26 protein-coding genes, 2 tRNA genes and 1 pseudogene are annotated in these 23,650 nt (G+C 47.9%); all 29 read right to left on the bottom strand.

The genetic code is table 11. The features are described from left to right. Positions 1 to 13 precede the first annotated feature (13 nt). A tRNA-Glu gene (locus tag BLR65_RS15320) sits at positions 14 to 88 on the bottom strand. A gap of 207 nt (positions 89 to 295) precedes the next feature. Beyond that, entirely contained in the window at positions 296 to 634 is a 339-nt protein-coding gene (locus BLR65_RS15315) for a hypothetical protein (protein WP_143122589.1), read from the bottom strand. A gap of 179 nt (positions 635 to 813) precedes the next feature. Then, on the bottom strand, positions 814 to 1,767 hold the full coding sequence (locus BLR65_RS15310; RefSeq protein ID WP_093795058.1) for a formate/nitrite transporter family protein: 954 nt from the start codon (positions 1,765 to 1,767) through the stop codon (positions 814 to 816). Positions 1,768 to 2,037: 270 nt separating this feature from the next. Continuing rightward, positions 2,038 to 2,113: transfer RNA gene (locus BLR65_RS15305), tRNA-Lys, on the bottom strand. A gap of 137 nt (positions 2,114 to 2,250) precedes the next feature. Next, positions 2,251 to 3,534, bottom strand: a complete 1,284-nt coding sequence (locus BLR65_RS15300; protein ID WP_093795079.1) for an adenylosuccinate synthase — start codon at positions 3,532 to 3,534, stop codon at positions 2,251 to 2,253. A gap of 312 nt (positions 3,535 to 3,846) precedes the next feature. Continuing rightward, entirely contained in the window at positions 3,847 to 4,278 is a 432-nt protein-coding gene (locus tag BLR65_RS31625; RefSeq protein ID WP_342741393.1) for a putative PEP-binding protein, read from the bottom strand. Further along, entirely contained in the window at positions 4,229 to 4,699 is a 471-nt protein-coding gene (locus BLR65_RS31620) for a putative PEP-binding protein (protein WP_342741392.1), read from the bottom strand. Before BLR65_RS31620 ends, BLR65_RS31625 begins: the two co-directional genes overlap by 50 nt. Before the next feature lie 76 nt (positions 4,700 to 4,775). Further along, positions 4,776 to 5,036, bottom strand: a pseudogene (locus tag BLR65_RS31615) (phosphoenolpyruvate-utilizing N-terminal domain-containing protein); the annotation flags it as partial. A gap of 63 nt (positions 5,037 to 5,099) precedes the next feature. Continuing rightward, complete coding sequence (locus tag BLR65_RS15290) at positions 5,100 to 5,366, bottom strand: HPr family phosphocarrier protein (RefSeq protein ID WP_093795057.1); 267 nt, start codon at positions 5,364 to 5,366, stop codon at positions 5,100 to 5,102. 37 nt (positions 5,367 to 5,403) lie between these two features. Beyond that, entirely contained in the window at positions 5,404 to 5,796 is a 393-nt protein-coding gene (gene dhaM, locus BLR65_RS15285; RefSeq protein ID WP_093795056.1) for a dihydroxyacetone kinase phosphoryl donor subunit DhaM, read from the bottom strand. A 1-nt stretch (position 5,797) separates the two neighbouring features. Then, positions 5,798 to 6,433 carry a dihydroxyacetone kinase subunit DhaL gene (gene dhaL, locus BLR65_RS15280; RefSeq protein WP_093795055.1) on the bottom strand — a complete coding sequence of 212 codons (636 nt, stop codon included), beginning with the start codon at positions 6,431 to 6,433 and terminating at the stop codon, positions 5,798 to 5,800. 18 nt (positions 6,434 to 6,451) lie between these two features. Beyond that, positions 6,452 to 7,450, bottom strand: a complete 999-nt coding sequence (gene dhaK / locus BLR65_RS15275) for a dihydroxyacetone kinase subunit DhaK (RefSeq protein ID WP_093795054.1) — start codon at positions 7,448 to 7,450, stop codon at positions 6,452 to 6,454. A gap of 212 nt (positions 7,451 to 7,662) precedes the next feature. Continuing rightward, on the bottom strand, positions 7,663 to 9,741 hold the full coding sequence (locus BLR65_RS15270) for a sigma 54-interacting transcriptional regulator (protein WP_093795053.1): 2,079 nt from the start codon (positions 9,739 to 9,741) through the stop codon (positions 7,663 to 7,665). Positions 9,742 to 9,909: 168 nt separating this feature from the next. After that, the gene (locus BLR65_RS15265; RefSeq protein WP_093795052.1) at positions 9,910 to 10,569 is read right to left on the bottom strand and encodes a sigma-70 family RNA polymerase sigma factor; all 660 of its coding nucleotides are present in this window, start codon (positions 10,567 to 10,569) and stop codon (positions 9,910 to 9,912) included. Positions 10,570 to 10,911: 342 nt separating this feature from the next. Continuing rightward, positions 10,912 to 12,246, bottom strand: coding sequence for a replicative DNA helicase (dnaB, locus tag BLR65_RS15260; protein WP_093795051.1), 1,335 nt, complete (start codon positions 12,244 to 12,246; stop codon positions 10,912 to 10,914). Positions 12,247 to 12,340: 94 nt separating this feature from the next. Further along, complete coding sequence (lonC, locus tag BLR65_RS15255; RefSeq protein WP_093795050.1) at positions 12,341 to 14,284, bottom strand: Lon family ATP-dependent protease; 1,944 nt, start codon at positions 14,282 to 14,284, stop codon at positions 12,341 to 12,343. A gap of 54 nt (positions 14,285 to 14,338) precedes the next feature. Next, positions 14,339 to 14,785: a 50S ribosomal protein L9 gene (gene rplI, locus BLR65_RS15250; protein ID WP_093795049.1), complete on the bottom strand. Its 447-nt coding sequence runs from the start codon at positions 14,783 to 14,785 to the stop codon at positions 14,339 to 14,341. Beyond that, entirely contained in the window at positions 14,745 to 16,754 is a 2,010-nt protein-coding gene (locus BLR65_RS15245) for a DHH family phosphoesterase (RefSeq protein WP_093795048.1), read from the bottom strand. Before BLR65_RS15245 ends, rplI begins: the two co-directional genes overlap by 41 nt. Before the next feature lie 15 nt (positions 16,755 to 16,769). Next, positions 16,770 to 17,729 (bottom strand): YybS family protein, encoded by a 960-nt coding sequence (locus tag BLR65_RS15240; RefSeq protein WP_093795047.1) that lies wholly within the window; start codon positions 17,727 to 17,729, stop codon positions 16,770 to 16,772. A gap of 3 nt (positions 17,730 to 17,732) precedes the next feature. Beyond that, positions 17,733 to 18,041, bottom strand: coding sequence for a MazG-like family protein (locus tag BLR65_RS15235; RefSeq protein ID WP_093795046.1), 309 nt, complete (start codon positions 18,039 to 18,041; stop codon positions 17,733 to 17,735). Between the two features lie 132 nt (positions 18,042 to 18,173). Further along, entirely contained in the window at positions 18,174 to 18,410 is a 237-nt protein-coding gene (rpsR, locus tag BLR65_RS15230; RefSeq protein ID WP_093795045.1) for a 30S ribosomal protein S18, read from the bottom strand. A gap of 15 nt (positions 18,411 to 18,425) precedes the next feature. After that, entirely contained in the window at positions 18,426 to 18,824 is a 399-nt protein-coding gene (locus BLR65_RS15225; protein WP_093795044.1) for a single-stranded DNA-binding protein, read from the bottom strand. Positions 18,825 to 18,851: 27 nt separating this feature from the next. Beyond that, positions 18,852 to 19,136, bottom strand: a complete 285-nt coding sequence (gene rpsF / locus BLR65_RS15220; protein ID WP_093795043.1) for a 30S ribosomal protein S6 — start codon at positions 19,134 to 19,136, stop codon at positions 18,852 to 18,854. A 222-nt stretch (positions 19,137 to 19,358) separates the two neighbouring features. After that, the gene (ychF, locus tag BLR65_RS15215) at positions 19,359 to 20,465 is read right to left on the bottom strand and encodes a redox-regulated ATPase YchF (protein ID WP_093795042.1); all 1,107 of its coding nucleotides are present in this window, start codon (positions 20,463 to 20,465) and stop codon (positions 19,359 to 19,361) included. A gap of 96 nt (positions 20,466 to 20,561) precedes the next feature. Continuing rightward, entirely contained in the window at positions 20,562 to 20,765 is a 204-nt protein-coding gene (locus BLR65_RS15210; protein ID WP_093795041.1) for a DUF951 domain-containing protein, read from the bottom strand. 13 nt (positions 20,766 to 20,778) lie between these two features. Then, positions 20,779 to 21,618, bottom strand: coding sequence for a mechanosensitive ion channel family protein (locus BLR65_RS15205; RefSeq protein ID WP_245692814.1), 840 nt, complete (start codon positions 21,616 to 21,618; stop codon positions 20,779 to 20,781). Beyond that, entirely contained in the window at positions 21,596 to 21,877 is a 282-nt protein-coding gene (locus BLR65_RS15200) for a putative Se/S carrier protein (protein WP_169716762.1), read from the bottom strand. Before BLR65_RS15200 ends, BLR65_RS15205 begins: the two co-directional genes overlap by 23 nt. Positions 21,878 to 21,913: 36 nt before the next feature. After that, the gene (gene yedF / locus BLR65_RS15195; protein ID WP_093795038.1) at positions 21,914 to 22,519 is read right to left on the bottom strand and encodes a sulfurtransferase-like selenium metabolism protein YedF; all 606 of its coding nucleotides are present in this window, start codon (positions 22,517 to 22,519) and stop codon (positions 21,914 to 21,916) included. Further along, the gene (gene selD / locus BLR65_RS15190) at positions 22,509 to 23,540 is read right to left on the bottom strand and encodes a selenide, water dikinase SelD (protein WP_093795037.1); all 1,032 of its coding nucleotides are present in this window, start codon (positions 23,538 to 23,540) and stop codon (positions 22,509 to 22,511) included. Before selD ends, yedF begins: the two co-directional genes overlap by 11 nt. Between the last annotated feature and the right edge of the window lie 110 nt (positions 23,541 to 23,650).

The raw sequence follows: 23,650 nt of genomic DNA, 5'->3' as shown, positions 1-23,650 counted from the left end.
CTCTCTGCTTATATGGTGACCCGTGGGGGAATCGAACCCCCGTTATCGCCGTGAAAGGGCGGTGTCTTAACCGCTTGACCAACGGGCCAGATTAAGGTATCGCGCCTAGCAGCTTATCAGTTGACCGCCACTAACCACGATGATTATTATAGCGTAATTATTTCCGTTTGGCAACACCTATTATGTATTTTTGAATCGATTCGTATTTGCGTGACAAACAATCCAGATCGCTCTCCTTAACAAATGCAAAAGGCAGCACGCATGTGCTGCCTTCCCTGGTAAGTCAATCTCAGCTTTAGGACGGAGAAGGAATCTTGACTAATTGCAAGCCCCAAATTCTTTTTTCTTTTTTCTTAAAGCCCAATACCCAACGCAATGTCCCGACTACTTCAATCTGATCACCACAGCGAATCGATACCCGCGGCGCCACGAACATACAAACATTAATCTCGCCGCTGGAATCAAGCACATGATAGTTTGGCCGGTTTAGCCAGCGGTTCGATATTGCGGTAACAACACCGCTTATCCGTACCTGCTCGCCAATACCCTTTTTAGCCACTTCCTTAATTTTTTTCTTTCTTACATGGCGAAGATCCAATTTATTTATATATCGCCTGTTCATTACGTTCATCAATATAGGAATGCCTCCTAAAAGCAGAAGCATTGGCAACATTGTAAACAACAGTCCCGTGTCCGGGCTTACAAAATACGTTAAAATTGTAATACAAAGCGCCACTCCCAAACTAATATACGCCAAGACAGACATGTACAAATAAAAGACCTCCTTTATTGTTCAAAGCGGCAGCTTCAACATTAACGGCCGGACGAAGATGCCACCTGGGAAGACTGAACAGGTGCCGGAGCAGAAAGTGCACAAGCCTCCGCTTTGAAACAATAGTGATAAGTAGCTGCAATAACAATAATTGCGCCCACGATATTACCCAGTGTAACCGGAATGAGATTCCACACCACTAAATCATACCAGGAAACTCCGCCGTTGGCCTGCAGTAAAGCATTCCAGGCTTTTCCGTCGGCTCCTGTTTTGGCAATCAGACCCGGGAAAATATCCACAAGCCATTTACCCACAGGTAAAAAATACATATTGGCGACACAGTGCTCAAAACCAATAACTACGAAGGACATAATCGGGAACCAGATGGCCGCAATCTTGCCAATAACATCCTGAGCGGTCATCGCCAGCAGCACAGCCAGGCATACGATAAAGTTACACCCTATTCCCGATACAAACAGGGATAGAAAACCCATGCTTCCCGCCGCTTTATACGTAAGAATTTTTCCAACAGTAGTCGTAACAGCCATTAGACCAAAAGCATTGGGCTCCGCGGCTGTAAAATTGCCTTGCGTAAATGGCGCTACAATAACCATAGCGGCAAAAGCCACTGACCCAATAAAGTTGCCAATATATACAAAAGTCCAGTTTTTGATAAGTTTTCCATACGTACTTTTACCTGACCACACAGCCATAGGCAGCAGCATGGCATCGCCGGTAAACAATTCCATGCCAGTAAGAACGATTGCTATCAGGCCTATCGGGAACACAGCTCCGCCAATTAATTTGGCAACTCCGGCCCCCAGTAATGGGGCCACACCGGTCTGGACAATCGTGCAAAATGCTGCACCCACGGCAATATATACACCAGCCATGATACCACGCAGCAGTAATTGAGGTACTGACAAATCTCCTTTGCTTTTACCGGCATTATAGGCGATTCCAACCATTTGAGCCGGCGAATTAACAAGCCCCATAATAAATCCCCCCTATTATTGTTTAATTCTGATAATTTGCAGCAGTGATCCACCACCTCCGGCAAAATCTATCTTCACTTCAGGTTTGCCTTAAACGGCGACTCCTAGTTTTTCATTTTCATTATAAGAGGAGCATGAGCGCCAATCTATTTGTTTATTCTGAATTGCAAGATTTATGTTCCGACCTGTCGATTTTCCATTCTTAAATGGCTTTGCGCCGAAATAGAAAGCAAAAGCCTCCTAAACATTCGTTTAGGAGGCTTTTTAACTTGGTGATCCACCCGCGACTCGAACGCGGGACACCCTGATTAAAAGTCAGGTGCTCTACCGACTGAGCTAGTGGATCATCTTAACAAGATCAAATTATACAATATAGACAGCAGGCTTGTCAATTACATTTTTAACGCTTCCTCCAGCCTGACCTTGTGATGAAGCTTCTGGCTAATAATAAATGAGCTCCGTAATACGGAGCTCATTTATTATTTAAAACATGTCGGCAAGAATAATCGTCTGGTCACGACCAGGACCAACCGACACAATACCAACTTTAATATCACTGGCCTCACTTAGCCGCTCAATATAGCGCCGCGCATTAGCCGGCAGTTCATTATAGCTTCTAATTGAACTGGTCGATTCTTCCCAGCCGGGTAATTCCTCATACACCGGCTCAACCTGATCCAGGACCTTAAGGCTAGCTGGGAATTCCTGCAAGAGCTGTCCTTTATATTTATAACCGGTACAAATCTTGAGGGTTTTCAAACCATCAAGAATATCTAGCCGGGTAATAGCCATATAATCGATACCACTCAGATAACCGGCATAACGTACTACGCAGGCGTCTACCCAGCCGCAGCGGCGGGGCCGTCCGGTCGTAGTGCCATACTCATGGCCGCGTTCTCTGATGGTCTGGCCTACTTCATCATTAAGTTCAGTCGGAAAAGGACCTTCGCCAACCCGCGTGGTATACGCTTTGACTACACCAATGACCTTATTGATTTGAGTTGGCCCTACTCCGGAACCAATGCAGGCACCACCGGCAATCGGATGAGACGAAGTAACATAGGGATATGTCCCATGATCCAGGTCCAGTTGGGTTGCCTGCGCCCCTTCAAATAGCACTCTGTTGCCTTTTTTAATCGCACGATGCAGCACAGCCGCCGTATCAGTCACATAGGGTTTAAGTTGACGGGCATATTCAAGATATTCATTTTTCACTTGTTCAAAATCAAAGCCTTCAACACCATAAACAGCTTTTAACAAATGGTTTTTAGCTTCCAGATTGAATTCCAGCTTGGAGCAGAATTCCTCTTCGTCCATTAAATCAACCATCCGGATACCGGTACGGGCGTTTTTATCCATGTAGCATGGACCAATACCGCGCTTGGTTGTACCGATCTTGCGATCACCGCGGGACTCTTCCTCCACTTCGTCCAGCAAGCGGTGGTACGGCATGATGATATGAGCGCGGTTAGATACCTTCAAGCCTGATGTATCAATGCCCTTCTCCTTCATAGCCTGCAATTCTTTAAGCATTACGGCCGGATCGATAACGACGCCATTGCCGACAACACAGGTTTTACCCGAATATAAAATGCCTGACGGCAGTAAATGCAGTTTAAATTCGGTACCATTGACAACTACAGTATGGCCTGCATTATTGCCACCCTGATACCGAACAACAACATCTGCCTGTTCTGCTAAGTAATCAACAATCTTGCCTTTTCCCTCGTCACCCCATTGTGTTCCGATGACAACTACAGAAGACATATCATCAATCCTTTCCTGACAACCGGATATAAGGACCATCTGCGATTTGCACCTCAAACACCTTACCTGTATACATAGTACACAGTGTTTCAGTCCTCTGCACTTCACAGCGGCCATTATCCCATTGCGGCTTTTTGGTCTTGCATTATTAGAATCCCTGTTAGTTTTTCCCCTTTTTTCCCTTGTTTATCATAGCATTAGCCAATCATAACTGTCAATAAAAAATCGAATAATACTATCAATAATATAAATATTGTTCGGAAAAAAGGACCTGCAGCCCGTAACTGCAGGTCCTTTTTTCCAAATCCGCCATTATTCTTTTTGTTGAATAAAATCCCGTAAAAAGTCGCGAATATCCTCCGCGTTCTTTAAAGCAAGCGCCTTGGCCAGCACTTGCTGCAGCTGATTTTCTTCAAAACGGCGAATTACTGCCTTTACACGGGGAATGGCCGGAGCGCTCATACTCAATTCATCAAAATCCATTGCCGTTAACAGGGGGGCCGCCAGCGGATCACCCGCCATTTCACCGCACATGCCCACCCAGATGCCTTGCTCATGCCCAGCTTTCACCACATCGTCAATAAGCCGCAGCACTGCCGGGTGAAAATAGCTGTAGAGCGAACCGACAGCCGGGTTTCCACGGTCAACCGCCAAAGTATACTGAACCAGATCATTGGTGCCAATACTAAAGAAATCACAGGTAGCATAATTCCCGGACGGTAATGGCCGCCGCCGGCGTTTCAATCATAATCCCCAGCGGAACATCGCTGCAAAACTCTTTGCCCTCCTGTGTCAGTTCAGCTTTAGCCTGCTCCAGGAAATTCCTGGCCGCACTAATTTCCGCCGCACTAATGACCATTGGCAGCATAATAGCTACCTTGCCGTATGCACCGGCCCGGAGGATGGCCTTAAGTTGCGGGATAAACAGGTCCGGACGTTCCAGGCTGATCCGAATGGCCCGCCAACCAAGAAAGGGATTTTCCTCCTTGTTAATGGTAAGATAATGCAAGGGCTTGTCGCCGCCAATATCCATTGTTCGGATGACACATAGGTGAGGACCGCATTGCTTTACCGCAGCCTGATAGGTAGCAAATTGCTCTTCTTCTGTTGGCGGTATGTCCCGTCCCAGAAACAACCAACTGCCGTACCAGCTGCCTGCCAACATCGCGTATATCGGCAGCCCGCTCCCGCAAATAGGGATCAGGCATAGTATCAAATAGTGCCGCATACTCTTCAGCAGCCGCCAGTACAGCTTGCGGCGCCGGTATCCCCTGCTCAATCTTCTCGCTTATGTTAGCACCAAGAGCAGGATCATTAACCATGGTATAATGAGCGTCCATAATATCGGCCTGATTCTGTTGGCCGGCTGCCAGTCCCGCCGCTTTTAGCCTCATTAGTTCAGCGCTGGCCGCCTGAATAGCAGCAGATAATCTGTTTGCCTCCCCGGGTGGGGTTTCAGCCTTATATTGTTTTAAATAGTCAGCCAAATCACCTGACGGCATTTTGGCTGCGCCAATGCCAATTCCCGGTACAACACCGGTTCCGTGTAGTATCTCTTCCATCCTTTAACCCTCGCCAAAATTGCTGGTGACTAACTTTTGCAGCACCGCAATGCATTCGGCTTCGTCCGAGCCATCGGCGGTCAACTCAAAACTAGCTCCCCGCCCCAGACCCAAACCCATTACTGCCAAAATACTTTTGGCATCTGCTGCTTTTTCGCCGGCCCGAATTGTTACCTTGCTCATAAATCCCGCCGCCGTCTGAACAAATTGAGCAGCGGGCCTGGCATGCAGTCCAGCTGCATTTGCCAGGACCAGATCTATTTTCGTCATTAGTATTCCTCCACTTGAGTCTGGGCATGTGCTGCCTTTATCTTTTTCTCAATTCCCGGGCCCCTTCCGCTGTTTGGACCACACTTACCAGCGGCTGACCAATAGATGCGGCTACCGCAGCCGCGACTGTGCCTTCCAGAATAGGAGCATCGGCAATTGCCGCCTGATTTTTCACCGTCTCGTCAAGCAGATCCAGCGCCAGTTCGGCGCTAAGCACGGCACTGCCGAGATCAACCATGACCAGCACACCATCACCGGTATTGGCCTCCTCAATAGCGGCAAGAATTCGATAGGCATCTGTGCCAATGGCGCCATCCGCCATGCCGCCTGCAGGGATAAGCTTTTGTCCGGCGGAAGCCATTTGTCCGGCCAATTCACAGATGCCCTCGGCCACTTTGGCACTATGCGAAACGACAACAATCCCTACCATCTCACACCGCCTGACTTTGCTCTTGGGCAAATGCCGTAAGGGCTGATAGCATAAGATAGGTGGAAGTAGCACCCGCATCCTGATGACCAATACTGCGTTCCCCCAGATAACTGGCCCTGCCTTTGGTCGCAATAATAGTTTTTGTGTATTCGACTCCGTCCGCGGCGGCTTTTGTCGCCGCCTGCAAAGATTTAGACAGTGACTCGCCTTTATCCATAGCCTGGATAAAAGCCTCATAAGCAGGTTCAAGGGCATCAAGCATAGTCTTTTCGCCCCGGACAGCTTTGCCCCGGTCTTTAATCCCGCCGATCGCTGCGCTAAGCATTTGCGCTATTGTCGCCGCATCAAGAATTGCCTTTCCCTGGGTAACCACCGCTGCCCGCATAAACGCAGTCCCATACAGCGGACCGGAAGCCCCCCCTACCGTAGATATCAGCGTCATGCCGACAAGCTTAAGTACGCCGCCAATATCTTCCGGATTGGCTGCAGCCAGTTTGGCACGTACGGCCTCAAAGCCGCGTGCCATATTGATCCCGTGATCGGCATCGCCAATGGCGGCATCCAGTTCCGTTAGAAATTCTTTTTTCGCTATGATGACATCTGCCAGGGCCTCTATTGCCGCAATTACGTTTGCCACTCGTATTCCTTCTCTCTTTTAAAATTGAACGAACGCTGGCGTATCTGCCGGCGCCAGCAGCAATTCCTTCAGCTCACTATCCAGCTTCAACACAGTAATCGAGAAACCGGCCATTTCCAGCGAAGTCATATAATTACCAACATACGTCTTGGCAGTCTTGATATTCTTTTCGGCAAGCAAGGCGGCAACTTTGCGGTTGACAATATACAGTTCCATCAGTGGTGTGCCGCCCAGGCCATTGATCATAACAGCCACTTCGTTACCGGCAGCCAACGTCATATCACTCAAAATTTTACTAAGTAAATGTTCTGCTGTTTCATCGGCGGTTCGAATCGCTTCCCGGTGAGTACCTGGTTCACCATGAATGCCCATACCAATCTCAACTTCATTTTCAGCCAGCGTAAAACTGGGTTTGCCTGCTGCCGGTACCGTGCAAGGCGATAGTGCCATTCCCATCGAACGCAAATTGGCAATGACCTTTTCAGCCGTTTTTTGCACAGCGGCCAAATCTGCACCTTGCTCAGCCTTGGCTCCGGCTATTTTATGAACAAAAACCGTACCGGCTATGCCGCGCCGCCCGGTAGTCCAAGTGCTATTTTCCACTGCCACGTCATCATTGACAACGACCTTAGCCACTTGAATGCCGTCAGCTTCCGCCATTTCGGTAGCCATTTCAAAATTCATAACGTCACCGGTATAGTTTTTGATTACCAACAGCACACCTTTACCGCCGTCAACCGCTTTGACAGCTTCGTATACCTGATCCGGTGTCGGCGAGGTAAATACCGCACCCGCTACTGCGCCGTCCAGCATACCACGGCCGACATAACCGCCGTGAGAAGGTTCGTGCCCACTGCCACCGCCTGAAACCAAAGCCACCTTCCCTTGTACAGGTGATGTGGCCCGCACCAGGACATTAAACCCCTCCACCCGCTTGACATACTGGGGATGCGCCAGCACTATCCCCTGCAGCATTTCTTCCACGACTTGCTCGGCATTATTGATCACTTTTTTCATTACAAATAAGCCTCCTCGCAATCTTTGCTGTACCGTTCCACACGGTGATACTGCCAGTTATTGCAAGAAGCATGCCAAAAATGAAAATTGCCGGTACTTTACACACCGCAGACGGGTTCCGTCTCTGTTATCCGGTAAGCCCTCCTTCGTTGTAAGGTTTGCTTGATTGGTAAAAAATATCAACACTACTGTATATCATTGATATTTTTTACCTATATATCCCCATTTTCCCAAGACACCGCTTTTTTAATTCCATATTTTTGTGCCTTGGCTGCCACTGTTTTATGTGTTAAACCCAAGGCCTTACCTGCAGCATTGTAACTTCCGTATTGGGTCAAAGCCAGCGCAATAATTCGCTTTTCGTATTCCGCCCAGGACAAAACCGTAGTGTCAGTCAGGCTAGGTGGCAGCGCAGCCGTTTGCTCATTCACAGCTAAGAGTACTTCTTCTTTTCCTCCCCGCAGGTATAACGGCAAGTCAGCCGTTACCAGTCTGGAACCATCTGTCAGGGTTACCATCCGCTCAATGACATTCTCCAGTTCCCGCACATTGCCGGGCCAGCGGTAAGCCATTAAACCGGCCAAAACCTCACTGGCAATACCGTTAATCACCTTTCCTTGCTCACCACTGATTTTTTGCAAAAAATGGTCAACCAAGATGGGAATGTCTTCCACCCGTTCCCGCAGCGGCGGCAACAGAATGGGGATGACATGCAGACGATAATAGAGATCTTCCCGAAACTCGCCGTTTGTTACCATTTGGGTCAAATCACGATTGGTGGCGGCAATGATCCGGACATCGACTTTAAACAGAGTTTCCCCACCGACCCGGGCAAATTCCTTGTGCTGCAAAACCCGCAATAGTTTGGCCTGCATGCTTTTACTCAGTTCACCAATCTCATCAAGAAAAATTGTCCCCTTATCAGCCAGGCTGAACTTTCCCGGTTTCTGGCGAACCGCCCCCGTAAAAGCTCCCTTTTCATGCCCGAACAATTCACTCTCTAGCAGGCTTTCCGGAATTGCCGCGCAATTTACCCGGATAAACGGCCCCTCGGCCCGGCGGCTGCCATAATGAATGCCCTCAGCAACCAGTTCCTTGCCTGTTCCGCTTTCGCCAATAATCAATACAGTAGCCGTGCTGACAGCCGCTTTAGCGGCAATAGCCAGCGCCTCACGCACTTTACCGCTTTGTCCAATAAATTTATGAAAACTCGGCCCCGGCTTTTGTGTTCGCCTTAACTCCTGCTCCAGATACTCTGCTTTGGCCGAAACATGACTGAGTATATCCAGCAATTTATGTACTTCGTTTACGTTTTTCACAACAGAAACAGCGCCTGTTAGCTCACCGTCCACGACAATCGGGCTGACATTGGCTATCAAGGTAACCCCTCCCGGTTTGGCGGCAAGGCTGCCAATAACCGGCTGCCCGCTGGCAAGCACCTGACTGCGCGCACCCTGGGGCGATAATTGCCGGACATTCTGTCCAATTAGTTCCCGCTTTGATTGACTTACCAGTTCTGTATAGGCCGGATTTACATAAGTAATATAACCGTCACGGTCAACCACGCATATGCCGTCCTGTACGGATTCCAATACCAACTGCAACCGCTCTTTCAACTCTTTTACCGCTTTCAGCTCATCGGTCACAGCTTCCAACACCGATATATCTTCAAAAATCGCCAGCGTTCCCCGTACTTGGCCATCGGTGATAATAGGCGTCCGATTAGTAATAATTGACAATCTGCCGATCGACTGACGGCAGCCCAATTCAGCCTGCTGCGTCTTAGCGACAATATGCAGGCGTGAGCCGGGAATGATCGCCTGAGCCTTACTGCCGATAGCCTGGCAGGCGGGAATGCCTAAAATCCGCTCAGCAGCCGGATTGAAAACGGTAATGACATCATTTTCATCTGTAACCAGCAGGCCATTCGCCATGCTCACAAATATTTGATCAGCGGTACAAACATTGTCTTGCAACAGACTGTCAACCTGACTTATTGTGGTCGCATCAGCTAGCTGAAAATCACTTTCCAACAAAGCCTTCATCTCGCCTGCCGCCTCTTGTGCCGCTTGCCCCACAGCTTCAACCCACAATAAGTCGCCCTGCTTAACCTTAAGTGACACCAACGGCATAATACTGACAGCCCGTACAGCCGGTCCTTCTGGCCGGCGAAAATATAATTTTACCTGCCATTTACGTTCCAGTTCATGTGCCTTTTGCACAATCATGGCAGCCACACGGGCGTGTAACCCTTTCTCATGAGCAATCACTGCCTGTTTTCTACTGTCCACAACCTCTCACTCCATTGCAGTACAATCCACTAGCATCATTGTACTGCATGCTGCCGACATCCGTAAAGCTATGCAAACGCTGTGATAACAACGGCCAATATAGTAAAAAGACAGGCCTCTTCTCACGCAGAGCGGCCTGTCTACTATATATCTATATGTTTATACATTTTATGCCATACTTGTACACTGTTTGTTCGAAGCCATTGAGGATTTCGTATGCCTTCCGTTTTTCCGACAGTAACCACTCGAATCCTTCATTCTGAACGCCATTTTGTTGCGTGCTCTCTGAATCGCATTGTCAATAACCTTTTCCTGCAGATCCAATTTCTTGGCAATTTCACGCTGTTTATACCCGGCAATATAGAGGTCGAGGACCCGCTTTTCCAAACGGGATAAGATATTGGACAATTCCACATTAATATTCCGTACGGTTTCTTCTTCAATAATAAGTGCCGCCGGATCACTCTGCGTGCCGTCGATTAACACCGAATCCAATGTTATGCCTGACGAATCATGCATAACATTTAAGGAAATAGCCTCATTAAGGAAATAATGCTTTTTGCGATTATGCATGGTTACCGCTGATTTAATCGTATTTTTAATGTTTAATTCCGCCATTAACCGAAATGATTTTCCCCGCTCTTCATCATAGTGGCACACGGCTTTATATAAGCCGATTAACCCCCATTGATACATATCGCGGTAATCGCCGCCCGGCAGGTAATAAACCTTGACATACCGCAAAATTACTTTGTGATATTGCCTTGCGATTCTTTCAAACTCTTCATTGTTGACACTACCGTCATTGTAAAAACACGATTCAAGCACTTGGCATACCCCTTACTATTAGTTTCTAGTCGCGCAAAAAGTGCTAATGCACTAAGCACTTTGTTACTTCTAGCTATTGCAAGAATCGTGCCAGCTATTCAGATCCCTCCAACCTAATAATTGCGTTATTTTATCTTGGACAAATTCGGACATTTCGTACAAATTTGTGCACATATATGTCAAAATTGTTCATATTTGTAACCTGCAACCATCGTCGCTTCTTCAAAATGAGCGAACAAATTCTATATCTTGTCATTTTTTTACAATTATATTTTGTAATTGATCAACACCAAACCCAGCAAGCATAATACCAAACCCAGTATGGTCGAAATACTCTATAGCTTACCCAGGCATTCTGGATAAATCGCTGAACTTGGTAAATTGTTTGTGGAAAAAGAGCTGAATACTGTCGACAGGGCCATTACGATGTTTAGCGACAATAATATCCGTAATGTTCTTCCGTTCCGTATCCGGCTCATAATAATCCTCACGATAAATAAAAGCCACAATATCGGCATCTTGTTCCAGAGAACCCGACTCCCGCAGGTCACTCAGCATGGGTTTTTTGACCTGGCGCGATTCTACGCTCCGGCTGAGCTGAGATAAGGCAATGACCGGCACCTTAAGTTCACGGGCCAGGGCTTTGAGTGAACGGGAAATCTCGGAAATTTCCTGCTGCCGGTTTTCATTGCGGGAGCTGCCGGTACTGCCCTGCATAAGCTGCAAGTAATCGATGATAATAAGCTTTAAGTCATGTTCAATTTTCAACCTGCGGGCTTTGGATCGCATTTCCATAACGGTAATACCAGCAGTATCATCAATAAATATGGGAGCGGCCGCCAACCGATCGGCAGCCCGCACCAATTTATCCCAGTCATTATTTTCCAGTTCGCCGATTCTGAGACGCTGAGCATCAATAGGGGCTTCCGCACACAACATTCTCTGTACTAGCTGCTCTTTAGACATCTCCAGACTAAAAAAAGCTACCGCCTGTTTTTCTCTAACGGCAATATGTTGAGCAATATTAAGGACAAAAGCGGTTTTCCCCATACTGGGGCGGGCGGCAATCAGGATCAAGTCTGACGGCTGCAAGCCGGAGGTCAACTTGTCAAGATCTTTAAACCCGGTAGGCAAACCGGTAATACCGCCTTTGGAAGAATATAGTTCCGAGACCTTGTCGAAAACATCAAAAATAATGTTTTTTATCGAAGCAAATTCCTGACCGGCCCGGCGATTCGCTACCTCAAGAATCATCTTTTCGGCCTTATCCATAATAACGGCCACTTCTTCATTTGCTTCATACCCCATACCGGCTACATTGGTCGCTGTGGTAATAAGCTGCCGGAGAAGCGCTTTTTCTTCGACAATCCGGGCATGGTACATAACATTGGCGGCTGTCGGCACACTGTTCGCTAAAGCCGAAACATACGCAATGCCGCCGGTCGCCTCTAATTTTTCTTCCCGGCGCAAAACTTCAACCACCGTTACCAGATCGACGGCATCGTTTTTATTGAACAGTTCCATCATCGCATTATAAATTAAACGGTGGGCCTCACGGTAAAAGTCCTCCGGTTTGAGAATTTCAGATACTTTGGAGATAGCCTCGCGTTCAATCATCATCGCGCCGAGCACCGACTGCTCAGCTTCTACATTTTGGGGGGGTACGCGGTCAATCATGTAAATTCTCCTCACTTAAATAGAGCCGCGCTTATCCGGATATAACACCCTAGTACTTATCCGGTTAAACGCGGCCATTCCAATATATCATGTTCTAGGCGCTGACTATTTCACTTTCAGCAAACAAAATTGCCATAGCCTCTTCCACAGTGACAACCGGCTTGATAGTTAGACCTAAGTGACCTTCAGGGATATCTGCCTTATTTTCCTGCGGAATAATCATGGTTTCAATACCGGCCTGTTTGGCGCCGTAAGCCTTTTCAAATACGCCGCCAACAGCTTTAACCCGACCCTGAATAGATATCTCACCGGTAACGGCTACATCCTGCCTGATGGGTTTACCCGTAACGGCGGAGACAATAGCCGCTACAATAGCCGTGCCGGCTGACGGACCATCAATGCGGCCACCGCCGATAACATTAATGTGCAGGTCATAGCTGGCCAGGTCCTGCCCGGTCAGTTTCCTGACAACAGCAGCCGCGTTAAATACCGAATCTTTGGCCATACTGCCGGCAGTGTCGTTAAAGCGAATACTGCCTTTGCTTTTTTCTGCCGGAAAGGCGACGGCCTCAATTTCAATTACCGAGCCAAGATAGCCGCTTACACCCAAGCCAAAGACCTTGCCAACTTCCAAAGTTGCTGTTGCCTTACGGTTCACATAGGGTGACAGACGGCTAACCTGCACAACCCGGTAAACATCTTCCTTGGTAATGCTTACTTGCTGCTGGTCCTGCCCGACTCGCATCAACGCCATACTATAGGCGTCAGACAAAATATTAACCGCTTTCCGCCCTTCAATGGTATACTCACTGATCAAGCGCGGTATTTCCGGTTCAATAGTTACAGCCAGCTTGACTACGGCATTGTAAACAATCTCTTCAATATGCTTAGGCGTTAGCGGCTCAAAATAGATTTCCGCACACCGCGACCGAATAGCCGGCATAATGTCGCCGGCTTCCCGGGTAGTCGCACCGATCAGGATAAAATCGGCAGGCGCACCCTCTTCAAACAATTTTTTTATATATTTGGGAACACTGGCATCCGCTGAATCATAGTAAGCCGAATCAAAAAATACCCGCTTATCTTCCAATACTTTCAACAGTTTGTTTTGCAGCATGGGGTCCATTTCGCCAATTTCATCGATAAACAAGATACCGCCATGAGCATCGGTAGCCAGGCCAGGTTTTGGTTCAGGTACTCCGCTATCGGCCAAATCGCGGCGGGCGCCTTGATAAATGGGATCGTGAACCGAACCTAAAAGCGGGTTTGTCACATCCCGGGGATCCCAGCGGAGCGTAGTCCCGTCCACTTCGATAAACGGCGCATCTTTCGCAAATGGCGCACTTGCTATCTTTTTGGCCTCTTCCAGTACAAGTCTGGCGGCTGTTGTTTTTCCCACGCCGGGAGGTCCGTAAAGAATGAGGTGTTGCGGATAGGGAGATGCCAATTTCGCTCTTAGCGCTTCAATGGCCCGCTCTTGACCAACAATTTCATCAAGCTTGGCCGGACGCAGCAGTTCCATAGCCGAGCGGGTTAATTTACGAGTCTCGAGTTTTTCCAGAAGTGCATACTTTTTCAGGGTCTGGGGGTTTTCCGCATTGGCGGGACTTTCCTCTTTAATCACCTGGGTGCGAATTTCCTGCACATATTCCTGATGACGTTCTTCCATTTTTTCGGCGATTTTCTTTTCGATGCGGTCCTCAACGGTACGGCGGGCACACAAATCCGCCAATTCGTCTTCAATTTCGTTAAGTACTGCGGGAATCTCATTCAGGGTTGGCAGTTTGTCAATCGTCGGATCCTCGAATACCAGCTTTTGCAATGCCAAAACCCGCTCATCAAGGCGGTCGGAACGCATCAGATCAAGCGTCCCCAGTTTACCGGCTTTAAGCACCACCTTTTCTGCGCCCAAAACACCGGTGTACAGACCGTATAGTGCAGCTACCTGGCGTTTGAGTTGGTCTTCCTGATCACCGCGACTGGCGGTGGTCCGGTCAGCACCACCGCTACGTACCAGCTTGCTAAAAAAATCTTTCATTGTATTACCTTTCTAATGTTAAGGTTAGATAACCGGGAACTTTCTACTGAAAACTTACTCAGCCGTAATCGTTACCTCAATCTGCGTATTGACTTCGGGATGCAATTTAATCGGCACAGTAAATGTTCCCAGCGATTTGATCGCATCCTTTAACTCAATTTTGCGTTTGTCAATTTCAAGCTTATGCTCTTTTGCCAAGACATCAGCAATATCCTTGGCCGTAACTGAGCCAAATAAGCGGCCACCCTCTCCCATCTTTACCGGGATGGTGATGGCAATCTTGGCCATTTGCGCCGCCAGCAGTTTAGCCTCATCATGCGCACGTTCTTTCTTGCGCGCTTCGGCGGCTTTTTGCAGATTGGCGGTATTTATATTGTTGGCTGTTGCCATAATAGCCAACTTTTGCGGCAACAGGTAATTGCGGGCATAACCTTCGGATACCTCAATTACATCACCTTTTTTACCGAGCTTTCTCACTTCTTGCTGCAGAATTACTTTCATGTGTTACACTCTCCTTTATGTAGCTATCCACAATTTCAATAATTTTGGCCTTTACTTCATTGGTATCGGTATTTTTTATTTTGGCACCGGCTACCGACTGATGGCCACCGCCGCCTAATTGTTCCATAATCACTTGGACGTTAATGTCACCATTCGATCTGGCACTAATTCCAATACCATTTTCAATGTTAAATAAAACAAAACTGACGCGTATACCCTCAATGCTTAATAACATATCCGCCACTTGAGCGGCAGCTATTTGGGCATTTTTTATATCAGCCGGACAAACGGCAATAACCACGCCGTCGTGCGGCATCTCCGTATTCTCAATAATAGCCGCCCGGCTCTTCATCGTCTCAAAGTCTACCCGGAATAAATGCCGTACGAGTGTAGGATCCGCCCCAGATCGTCGTAGGTAGGAAGCTGCTTCAAAGGTACGAACACCGGTCTGAACGGCAAAGTTTTTGGTGTCGACAACAAGACCGGCATAAAGCGCCGATGCCTCCAAACGGTTCAAATCGATCCGATCATCAAAATAGCCCAGCAACTCAGTAACAAGTTCACTTGTCGAGGAAGCCGAAGGCTCAAGATAAACCAGCAAGGTATTGGCAATAATGGTTTCAGCGCGGCGATGATGGTCAATAATGACCGTCCGTTCCGCCCGGGCCAGGACTTCCGGCGCAGCCACCAGTTCCGGACGATGAGTATCCACGACAAAGACCAGTGTTTTGGCATTAACTAAAATGCCTGCCTGCATCGGCGATATAAAGAGTTCTCGGTATTCCTCATAATCAAGCAACAGTTCGGATAACTTGTCTACAGCCATTCCTGGCTGGCTGACGACAATTTTTACTTGTTTGCCCATATGACGAACCATCTTGGCAACGCCTAATGCCGCTCCCAGACTGTCAAAATCCTCGCCTGTATGCCCCATAACCACAATACTGTCCGCCTGGTCAATCAGTTCTCTGATCGCCTGCGCCACAATGCGCGCTTTGACTCTGGTATTCTTTTCGACAGCCTTGGCTTTGCCGCCAAAAAACTGAACCTTGCCGCTAATATTGACAGCCGCCTGGTCACCGCCACGGCTTAAGGCCAAATCCAGCCCTGCCTGTGCCCGCTGCCCCAGTTCAGCCACCGAGCTTTCCCCGGTTGCAGCGCCAATACTCAACGTAACCGGAATCTTATTGCCGGCCTGTATGCCCCGAATGCGGTCCAAAATTTCAAATTTATCGCCGGTCATGAGACGATCAAGAGAATAGCGGTTTAAAACAGCGATATAGGTGTCTTCATTATATTTTTTCAAATGCCCGTCCAGTTCTGTCATCCATTCGGCGAGCATCCGGTTAACTTCACCTAAAATCGCCGTACGCTGGCTCTCATTGAGGCCCGTCAACGCATCATTATAATTATCAATCTGAATATAAGCTAATACAGTCTGCGTCCGGCAGCCGGCAGCCTTATCCGCTTCCGATTCAGTTACATCCGAAATATAAAGCACCGTAAGTGCCTCATGTTCCGCTACACGATGAACAATGTCATAATGCTGCTGCGCCCCTGTTTCAAACTTGGTCTGCCCATCTTTGCCTACAAGCTTGTCAAGCGGCAGGGTGGGCCAGATTTGGGCTATCGACTGACCATTTTCTATCGGTTCAGCAAGCCACTCTGCCAAAAGCTCATTATGCCAGTGAATAACGCCGTACTCGTCAATCAATAAGATGGCCAATGGTAAATTAGCAAAAGCCATACCGGCAGCCGTATCAATACAGTTGCACACATTTTTAAGGTAATTGTTGACTTCCTTTTGTCTGGTCGTATAACGTTCTCTTCCGTATAGATACAACGCATACAACAGAATCGCTCCCAGTGTGGCCGCATAGGGGTTATAATAACTAATAATCAGCAAGGCAACCGCTGTTACGGCCAAGTAAATCCGGGTATCAAACCAAAAAGAAGGACCCTGCGGCATTTTAATTTCCTCCTGTCACTCCTGATGCGGAGTACGCAGATGACGGTAGTCGAAAATGAGATCAAAGACACCACCAATAATCAGTGCCTGCATGAATAACCCGTTAGACAGTATTAAGAATAGTATAATACTGCGGACGATTCTTGACAAATTGTATTTATCGGCAAGGAAGTAAAACACAGCCATTCCCTGAATAAACAGCAGCATAGTCGTTATTACCTGAAGATTCATACCGATATTGTACAATAGCTCAATTTCCCGGGTTTTCCCCCAATAAATTGAAACAAGTGCAACTGCCAGAAAATAAGCAGTAACACGCGGCATCGTCCAATGACGGAAAAGCGGAAACGGCTGAACCCGTTGACCCAGCCTGGCCAACACAGCCTTAGCCACTTGAAAGTTTAAAAAAGTATCGACAAAAGCGGCTAGTACAAAGCCGGCCGGCAAAATTATTTTTATAAGCTCAAGCATCGGCCGTATTGTGGCCTCCATTTGTGCCAGTTCTTCAGGTTTCATGCCTATGCCGCGATAAAATTCCATCGCCTGCTCAAGCCCCTTTACCATCGCTTCGGTCTGCAAATTGAGCGGATTGACTCCCATCACCACGGCGCTTATCGCCAGCACCGCTATTTTGGAAATCAAGGAGGCAGTCGCCCCGATAAGCAGTATTTTCGTAGGTGAAAATCCCTTTCGCAAGCCGTAACCCAAAGCAATACCAATTAGGCCGAAGCCAACGACAACCGATACGGCCGTAAGCGGATGCATAATCAAAGCAATGATCAACCCGGAGGCAACCACGGCCATAACACTCCACTTATAGCCATGTCGCACACCCAAAAGTACGATTGGCACAGGCCAAAGTAAATTGACAAAAGCGCCAATAACAGGCAGATATGTGCTTATCAGCGCAAAGATAATGGCAACAGCGGTAAGTACGCCACCTTCAACAACCGGTCTAACCGGGCTTTTTTGCATAATTCACCTCTTCTGTCGGAGATAGCGGCGGTATTCGCTCATGTCCCCAAACCAACGTTCTGCTTCCGTTTCCTGTTTTATATTGTGTCCAAGCTTGGCATTTACAATCTCGTCCATCTCTGGATAATCAATGCCTAACCGGCGTCCGAGAACAAAGGCCAGAATAATGACCTGAGCCAGAGCATCCCCCATCAGCTCGCGCTTATTACGGGCCATAGCCTGATAGAGTTTTCCTACTTCGGTCAAAAGATCTGCTTTAAGTCCCTCAATCAACCTAAGCTTACGCAAGATATCTGATTCCTGGGAGAACACGAAACCGCCTCCTTAGTCCACTGGTGTTATATTCGAAAAGTGACTATCTATTTCCTGCTTTCTCTTGGAAAATATAAAAGGAGCAAAAAACCCGCATCCGGGATTTTTGCTCCTTTTGTTAGCAATGTATTATTATTCTGCAGTAAACGGCAGCAAGGCAATATTCCTTGCCCGTTTAACAGCCAGCGTCAACTGACGTTGATGTTTGGCGCAGTTGCCCGAAATGCGGCGTGGCAGAATTTTACCCCGCTCGGTGGTGTACCGGCGCAATTTGGGAATATCTTTATAGTCAATATCAGTTACTTTATCAACACAGAAGCTACAAACTTTTTTCTTTGGTTTACGGCCTCTTTCACGTTTTACAGCCATTTCTTTACCCCCCTTTTAAAATGGGATTTCCTCATCAGGGAAGACATCTTTGCCGAACGAATTTACATCTATGTTCCCGGCATCCCCACTGGGTGCCTGTTTACGTTCCAAAAATTCGATGGTCTGTGCCACTACTTCAGCAACGCGGCGTTTCTGACCATCATTGGTCTCGTAAGAGCGGATCTGCAAGCGACCTTCCACCAGAACCCGCTGCCCCTTTGTCAAATTATTGCCACAGGTTTCGGCTAGCTTTTCCCAGGCCACAATAGGAATAAAATCTGCGTTATTTTGACCCTGGCTACCACCGAACGCCCGGTTGACAGCCAGACTAAACGAAGCTACTGCCTTGCCGCTCTGGGTATATCGTACCTCCGGATCTTGCGCCAGGCGACCGACAAGGATGACTTTATTCATAGAGCCCTACACCTCCCGGCTCAACAATTAGCCTTCCAATTTAACAACCATGTGTTTCAGAACATCATCAGTAATCTTGAGTACACGCTCAAGCTCAAATACAGTAGCCGGCTCAGCGGTAAAGTTAATCAGAGTGTAATACCCTTCTATGAAGTCTTTTACTTCATAGGCTAAACGCTTTTTGCCCCAGCGGTCAATTTTGTCAACGTTGCCGCCTGTGTTTTTAATAATGTTTTCAAACTTGGCAATTGTAGCGTTAATTGCTTCTTCTTCACCAGGTTTAACAATAATCACGACTTCGTATTTTCTCACGAAATCACCTCCTCCTCTGGACTATTGGCCCCCATCGGCGGGAGCAGGGAAGGTTTTGAATAACAAAACCACGTCACATGATAAATGCGACTAAATTATTATAGCACTAATAAGCCGCCAAATGCAAGAAAAATCACGTTATGAGTCAAGTTTTTATGCCTCACTCCGGACCTGCGTCGAATCTGCGCTAACTTTTCTGGGCTGAGGAATTGCCAAAGCTAATTATACATTAAATCGAAAATAGGTGACATCGCCATCCTGCATAATATAGTCTTTGCCTTCCAGCCGCACTAAGCCTTTCTCTCTGGCAGCCGAATAGGCGCCGGTTGCCATTAAATCATCATAGGAGACTATCTCGGCCCGAATAAAGCCCCGTTCAATATCGCTGTGAATCTTGCCAGCCGCCTGAGGTGCCTTGGTGCCGCACGCAATCGTCCAGGCCCGTACCTCCGGCTCGCCGGCAGTAAAGAAAGTCATCAGCCCCAGAAGCGTAAAGCTTGCGCGAATCAGTTTGTCAAGTCCTGACTCTTCCAGACCCAGATCGGCTAAAAATTCCCGGGCTTCTTCCGCCGGCAGTTCAGCGATTTCCGCTTCGACTTTGGCAGATACAATAATAACCTCGGCCCCCTCATGGGCAGCATACTCGCGTACTTTGGCAACATGCGGATTGGCGCTGGCATCGGCAGCTTCCGCTTCGCTAACATTAGCCACAAATAAAGTGGGTTTTAATGTCAAAAGGAACAGCTCCTTAAGAACGGCAGCCGTTTCGTCATCCTTAACAATACGACGAGCCGGCTGGCCATCGCTAAGCGCCTGTTGCACCTGCTGTAAGATCTCCAATTCAGCCTGTGCCTTTTTGTCGCCGCTTTTTATCAGCTTTTGCACCCGTTCTGTCCGTTTTTCCACGGTTTCCAAGTCTGCCAGGCAAAGTTCGGTATTGATAATCTCAATATCGCGAAGCGGATCCAGGTTGCCCGCCACATGGGTAATATTGTCATCGGTAAAACAGCGTACCACCTGAGCCACGGCATCCACTTGCCTGATGTGTGATAAAAATTTATTGCCAAGCCCCTCGCCCTGAGCTGCTCCCTTCACCAAGCCGGCAATATCGACAAACCGCATAGCCGCAGGTACGGTCCGTTTGGGATTATACATTTCCGTCAGCTTCCATAAACGATCATCAGGAACATCCACGACCCCTACATTAGGCTCAATCGTGCAAAACGGATAGTTTGCCGCCTCAGCCCCAGCCTTGGTAATCGCGTTGAATAGCGTACTTTTGCCGACATTGGGCAAACCCACGATCCCTACTTCCAGATTAGTACTCATGTAATACTACTCCACCTTTAAAGCTGTTTGATTTACACAGCTAATTGTATCTTTTACCTATTAACTTATTTATTTTAAAATAATGCCGGCAAAAATTCAACCTTTTACTTCGGCAATAACAGCTTTGACTCCCTTTTCAAACTTAGGGCGGGGAATCATAACCTGCCGGCCGCATTGCAAACATTTTATGCCAAAGTCAATGCCGGTACGGGTTATTTCCCATTGATCGCCGCCACAGGGATGCGGCTTTTTCATTTTTACAATTTCGCCAATCTTATAATTATGTTTTTGCTGATTCATGTTATCCTCCCGCTTAGCCGTTTTTACTTTCAGGGAAAACCGCCGGATGTACATACTGCGGTGAAGGAATTTTCGCTGCGGCGAATTTCTCCTTGATTACCCGGCGCAACATGGTTTCTACCTTGACCTGTTGCAGAGGTACTGTTTTCGCAATAATCCGGATCACTACCTCGCCGGCCTTAAATTCAACAACGCCCAATACGCTTGGACCTTCGAGAACTTCCGGCAGACTATGGCCGACAGTAACACAAATTTGGTCAAGCAGGGTTAAGACCTGGTCAATATCGGCTTCATAAGGAACAGGAACGTTCACCGTAGCCTGCATGTGTCCTCTGGTATAATTACTTACTTTTGCCACCGAGCCATTGGGAATAATATGGAGAATCCCGTTGCCATCCCGCAGTTTGGTTACCCGAAAACCAAGTTCTTCAACCGTACCGGCCATATCGCCAATGGCGATATAGTCGCCTACACCATAATGATCTTCCAGAATAATAAAAAACCCTGTAACAAAATCTTTAATCAGACTCTGAGCGCCAACACCCAATGCCAAGCCAATAATACCGGCACCGGCGACAATGGAGGTCGTGTCAATTTTAAATTCCTGCAAAAGCATGACAAGAATAATAAAATAGATCGTATAGCGAATCACACTGTGCAGGAGACTGGTTAGTGTCCGCGCGCGTTTTTCTTCCAGGTACAGTGTTTTACTACCCGGCTTGGGAATGAAAAACTGCCCGACCATCAGATTGGTAAACTTAAGAACCATAAAACCGCCAATGGCTATCGCCGCTATACGAATGAATTTTATAGCGATCCCCAGCCAAAAATCAGGTGTCAACAGTTGTTCCACATGTACCTCCATACTCAGTTATCTTTTCATAAATGGCCGCCTTTCTTGACGGTATTCGGCTAAACAGCTTTGTCCAGCGTACCTTTTCCGCGGCAAACAGTTGCAGAATGACGGTTTGCCACGAAGCTTCAAAAAGCAGGCATTGCCCACAGCTAATATCAATTTCCCGTGGCGTTGGGAAAGCATAAGCTACTATGCCCCGCTGGGCCAGCACCTTTTCGGCTTTTATCGACTGATGTACAGAATCAAAAGAGATCAAGCGATCGCACTCTGGGTATAGAATAAAATCACCTACTTACAAGGTCACTGTTTTTTGTTTGCTTATTGTCTCAACAATCGTATACATGTTGGTTATTTCGCCGACTGCCAGTTCTGCCTTAAGCTGGTAAAAATCAAGGCAGGTGCCGCACGCTAAAACCGCCACACCTCGCTCAGCGAGAGTTGCCAATTGGTCCAGTACAGGCGAATCTTTAACGGCAAGCTTTACACCGGAATTGAGCATAAGAACAGCGATTGGTTGTGGCTTAACTTCAAGCAGAGTTGTCATAAATGATTTGATCAGAACGGCCCCCAATTCAGGTGAACCATGCCCAAGCGTGTTTTGGGTAAGCAGGTATACTTGACCGGCAGGCTCCACCTTATTAGCGGCAGTTTGGTTGCCGTCAGCATCGCCCTGCTGGCCTGTCCCCTTGATCATACTAATATAATAATACCCGTCCTTGGCTTCCACAGTTGCTCCCAGCGCATTCGCCGCCGCAAACTTGGCAACATTTGTCTTGGCGGCCTCATTATCGACAATAACGGTAATCCGGCCGGAACTGACCTCCTCAATAGCCTTCTTCGTGCTAATCACCGGGCCGGGACATGCCATGCCGCGGCAGTCAACAATTTTATCTGACATAAATTTCTCCTCTCCCCTCGCCCATTACAACCTGTCCGATTTTACTGGCAGGCGCCACGCCTTTAGCATGCAAGGCCCGTACCAAGGCGTCCGCTTCATTTGCCGGTACGGCAAATAAAAGCCCGCCGGATGTTTGTGGATCAAAGCAAATATCCCTAATAGCTTCTGCTACATTGTCCGCAAAGGCAACTGACGTTATATAGTTGCGATTATTATAGGCACCTGCCGGCACCAGCCCCATTGACGCCGCCTCAACTGCCTCAGGCAGCAGCGGTACGGCCGTACTGTCAATTATAATCTTCACCTTGCTACCAGCTGCCATTTCAAACATATGCCCAAGCAGGCCGAAACCGGTAATATCCGTACAGGCGTGAACCGTATAATCTGCCGCCACCCGCGCGGCTACAGCGTTCAATGTTGCCATGCTGGCTGCGGCTGCCGCCACTCCGTGGGGGAACAACTCGGCGCGTGCAGCCGAGGCAAGAATGCCTGTCCCCAACGCTTTCGTAAGAATAAGGCAGTCACCTGCCTGCGCTCCGGCGTTTGTCCATACTTGATCCGGATGAACGGTTCCCGTAACTGCCAACCCATACTTGGGTTCATGATCATTGATCGTGTGTCCGCCAATAATAACAGCCCCGGCTTCCGCGACCTTATCCTGCCCTCCCTGTAAAATTGCCAATAGTGCTTCGCCCGGCAATTTGCAATTGGGGAATGCCACCAGATTCAGCGCGGTGAGCGGTGTCGCGCCCATGGCATAAATATCGCTAAGGCTGTTGGCCGCGGCAATTTGTCCGAACATATAAGGATCATCCACAATCGGAGTGAAAAAATCGACTGTCTGAACCAAAGCCGTTGTTTCATTTAATTTATATACACCAGCATCATCCGACGTAGAAATGCCTACAAGCACATTGGGATGCTGCATAATGGGCAGCTGACTTAATACTCCGGCCAGGTCCCCTGGCCCAACTTTAGAAGCTCAGCCGCCGCGCTGGGTATATTCTGTAAGTTTTATCATCAGGTGTCATCTCCTTTGCTGACTTATACAACCTATTGAAGCTTTTTTGCAAGCTTCATTTAGAATATATATTATAAGTATATATTATATCTCTGGCATCTTATACCCTG

Origin of the sequence: Sporomusa acidovorans (assembly GCF_900101845.1) — a bacterium.
Classification (GTDB): Bacteria; Bacillota; Negativicutes; order Sporomusales; family Sporomusaceae; genus Sporomusa; species Sporomusa acidovorans.
The sequence above is the reverse complement of the archived record's forward strand: the minus strand, read 5'-3'. Positions and strand labels throughout refer to the sequence as shown.

Bases quoted from the DNA above. Each gene is read 5' to 3' on its own strand.
- BLR65_RS15300 (WP_093795079.1), bottom strand. From the start codon at position 3,534: ATGTCTTCTGTAGTTGTCATCGGAACACAATGGGGTGACGAGGGAAAA.
- dhaM (WP_093795056.1), bottom strand. From the start codon at position 5,796: ATGGTAGGGATTGTTGTCGTTTCGCATAGTGCCAAAGTGGCCGAGGGC.
- rplI (WP_093795049.1), bottom strand. From the start codon at position 14,785: ATGAAAGTAATTCTGCAGCAAGAAGTGAGAAAGCTCGGTAAAAAAGGT.
- BLR65_RS15225 (WP_093795044.1), bottom strand. From the start codon at position 18,824: ATGAATAAAGTCATCCTTGTCGGTCGCCTGGCGCAAGATCCGGAGGTA.
- BLR65_RS15290 (WP_093795057.1), bottom strand. From the start codon at position 5,366: ATGACGAAAATAGATCTGGTCCTGGCAAATGCAGCTGGACTGCATGCC.
- dnaB (WP_093795051.1), bottom strand. From the start codon at position 12,246: ATGATTGACCGCGTACCCCCCCAAAATGTAGAAGCTGAGCAGTCGGTG.
- BLR65_RS15240 (WP_093795047.1), bottom strand. From the start codon at position 17,729: ATGCAAAAAAGCCCGGTTAGACCGGTTGTTGAAGGTGGCGTACTTACC.
- lonC (WP_093795050.1), bottom strand. From the start codon at position 14,284: ATGAAAGATTTTTTTAGCAAGCTGGTACGTAGCGGTGGTGCTGACCGG.
- dhaK (WP_093795054.1), bottom strand. From the start codon at position 7,450: ATGAAAAAAGTGATCAATAATGCCGAGCAAGTCGTGGAAGAAATGCTG.
- ychF (WP_093795042.1), bottom strand. From the start codon at position 20,465: ATGAGTACTAATCTGGAAGTAGGGATCGTGGGTTTGCCCAATGTCGGC.
- yedF (WP_093795038.1), bottom strand. From the start codon at position 22,519: ATGTCAGATAAAATTGTTGACTGCCGCGGCATGGCATGTCCCGGCCCG.
- BLR65_RS15210 (WP_093795041.1), bottom strand. From the start codon at position 20,765: ATGAATCAGCAAAAACATAATTATAAGATTGGCGAAATTGTAAAAATG.
- BLR65_RS15245 (WP_093795048.1), bottom strand. From the start codon at position 16,754: ATGCCGCAGGGTCCTTCTTTTTGGTTTGATACCCGGATTTACTTGGCC.
- rpsR (WP_093795045.1), bottom strand. From the start codon at position 18,410: ATGGCTGTAAAACGTGAAAGAGGCCGTAAACCAAAGAAAAAAGTTTGT.
- BLR65_RS31620 (WP_342741392.1), bottom strand. From the start codon at position 4,699: ATGTTGGCAGGCAGCTGGTACGGCAGTTGGTTGTTTCTGGGACGGGAC.
- BLR65_RS15310 (WP_093795058.1), bottom strand. From the start codon at position 1,767: ATGGGGCTTGTTAATTCGCCGGCTCAAATGGTTGGAATCGCCTATAAT.